This is a genomic window from Photobacterium aquimaris (genome assembly GCF_002954455.1).
GTDB lineage: Bacteria > Pseudomonadota > Gammaproteobacteria > Enterobacterales > Vibrionaceae > Photobacterium > Photobacterium aquimaris.
Map to the genome: position 1 here is coordinate 147,036 of NZ_MSCC01000003.1, position 2,653 is coordinate 149,688.

General features: G+C 42.0%; 1 protein-coding gene. It reads right to left on the reverse strand.

Annotated elements, in window-relative coordinates:
* Positions 1 to 64: 64 nt before the first annotated feature.
* On the reverse strand, positions 65 to 2,341 hold the full coding sequence (adiA, locus tag BTN98_RS16825) for an arginine decarboxylase (protein WP_420874927.1): 2,277 nt from the start codon (positions 2,339 to 2,341) through the stop codon (positions 65 to 67).
* Between the last annotated feature and the right edge of the window lie 312 nt (positions 2,342 to 2,653).

Sequence of the window (2,653 nt, forward strand, 5' to 3'; positions counted from 1 at the left end):
AAAAAAATCCCCCGCTATGATTAGCGAGGGATTGGTAGGGTAGTCACATTATCGCATTAGGCGATTATAGTGCGTCTTTTTTGATACAAAGAACGTGGTATTTACCGTCTTCGATCTCTGCGCCTTCAGTTTCGTGTTCGAAACCAGGGAATTCAGAATCCCATGCTTCTAGTGCTTTCAAGTACTGGATTTGAGGACTTGTTTCGTCACCGAAGTTTTCACCACCCATTAGCATTGGAATGCCTGGTGGGTAAGGGATCACAGAGTTCGCTGCAACACGGCCAACAAGCTTGTCAGAAGGTACTAGCTCTACTTCATCAGATACTACGAACTGGTAAGCAGTACGTGGCTTCACTTCCATTTCAGGAAGGCTTGAGTAAGCGTGGTTAAGTACTTGGCTTGGGTTATGACGTACTAGGTATTCAAACATCTTGTTACCAAGATCTTTAAGACCAAGACCGCGGTAAACTTCAGGAGCAGACGCTACTAGCTCAGGCAGTAATGTTTCGATATCTGCGTTTGCATCGTAGTGACGCTTGAATGACAACAAGGTGTTGATCAATGTATCACGCTTACCTTTAGTAATACCCATTGAGAATAGGAACATTACTTGGAAGTCAGTAGTACGTGTTGGAACGATACCAAAACGACCTAGGTATGCAGTTACAAGTGCTGCTGGAACACCTGTTTCTAGGAAGTTACCGTTGTCGTCAAGACCTGGAGTTAGCAAGCTAACTTTGATTGGATCAAGCATACACCAGTCATTGTCGATTTCGTCAAAGCCGTGCCACTTGTCGCCAGGAGTTAGTTTCCAGTTCTGTTGAATAGTCATTAGAGACTCAACAGAAGCGTCTTCAAATTTAACTTTGTCACCGTTCATTTCAGTAACAGTTTCAGCGTTCCAAGGCTTGAAGAACCAATCGTTTTCAGCCGTGTAATCGTTGAATAGTTGACGCATGTTTTGACGGAAGATGATCGCTTCGCGGTTAACTTCATTCGTTAGCGATAGACCACTTTCGCCTTTCATCATGTTTGCCGCAACATCGTTAGACGCACAGATTGCGTATAGTGGTGATGTTGAAGTGTGCATCATGTAAGCTTGGTTGAAACGGTCAAAGTTGATCGCGTTTTCACCGTTACGTACGTGAATGTATGATGCTTGAGACAATGCATTCAATAACTTGTGCGTTGAGTGAGTTGCAAATACTGTAGGACCTGTGTGGTCTTTAGCATCGCCACGCATTGCGAAGTGACCCTTGTAGATAGGGTTAAAACGCGCGTAACCAAACCATGCTTCGTCCATGTGAATACGGCTAGAGCTTTCGCCTAGTAGCGCTTCAGTCACTTCTGAGTGGTAACATAAACCGTCGTAAGTACAGTTAGTTACTACAGCGTAGCTTGCTTTTTTCTCATCAGCGTTGAATGGAATACCAGCATTTTTCGCTTTAAGCGCAATGCCTTCTTTGCTCATTTGAACTTTGCTGATTGGACCGATGATACCGTAGCAGTTACGGCTAGGAACCATGTAGATTGGACGCGCGCCAGTTAGGATCAGACCTTGTTCAATTGATTTGTGACAGTTACGGTCACAGATAGCAATGTCGTCATCTTTCATACATGCTTGCATGATAGTACGGTTTGAACCTGAAGTACCAACGATACCAGAGTAAGACTGGTGAGCACCGAAGATCTTAGCAGCTTCAACTTCTGAATCTTTAAATGCGCCACTGTGGTCAAGTAATGAACCTAGTGCAGCACGCTCGATACCCATATCGGTACGGAACAAGTTTTCGCCGAAGAATTCAAAGAATTGGTTACCAGCTGGAGTCTTAGTAAAACCGATACCACCTTGGTGACCTGGTGCAGACCATGAGTATTCATGGATATCGTTGTAGTGCATCATCGCTTTCATGAACGGTGGTAACACTTGTGCACGGTAACGACGCATAGAAGCAACGATACGGCCAGCAACGAAATCAGCAGTGTCTTCTAGTACTGAGTAACACTCATCAACACGTTCCATTAACTGGCGGTTGTTAAGAATAGACGTACGAGCGCGTTCTGCTAGTAGAAATACTGGCACTTCAGATTGACGTGCTTGTAGTGCTGCTAACAAATCAACTTCTTCGTTAGAATTAACGATTTGCTCTTCAGTTTTTTCTAGTGCTAATACTAGGCTATCGATTTGAGTCGACATGATAACCGCACGTGCATCTTCATAAGAAGTAGCAGTGATGATATCGATAGTGCGGTTTTGTAGTTCAGCAATTAATGATTTAGTTGCACGATCTGCAAAGCTATTTGGAGTAATGTTCTGGTGCTCAATAACGAGAGCACGCATTTTATTATTAGTACTATTGTTCATAATAACGCCTGAATAAAATGATGAATGACAGATGTGTTTTACCGCGACATAAAAAACATGAAGTAATAAAAGGTCTGTACGAATATTTTAGAAAGGGAATAAATAAGGCTGGTTATTAATAAGATTATTAATGGTTAGCGTATTTATTATTTATTCCCATTTCTGTTCTAGCTTATTATTAATAAATTTCTTTATTATCGAATTTATTAAATCTTTAAATTAGTTTGCTTTCACTTCAGGTTTAGTATCACGAGCTGCGATGAAACCATAGAAGATGTAGCCAAGTAG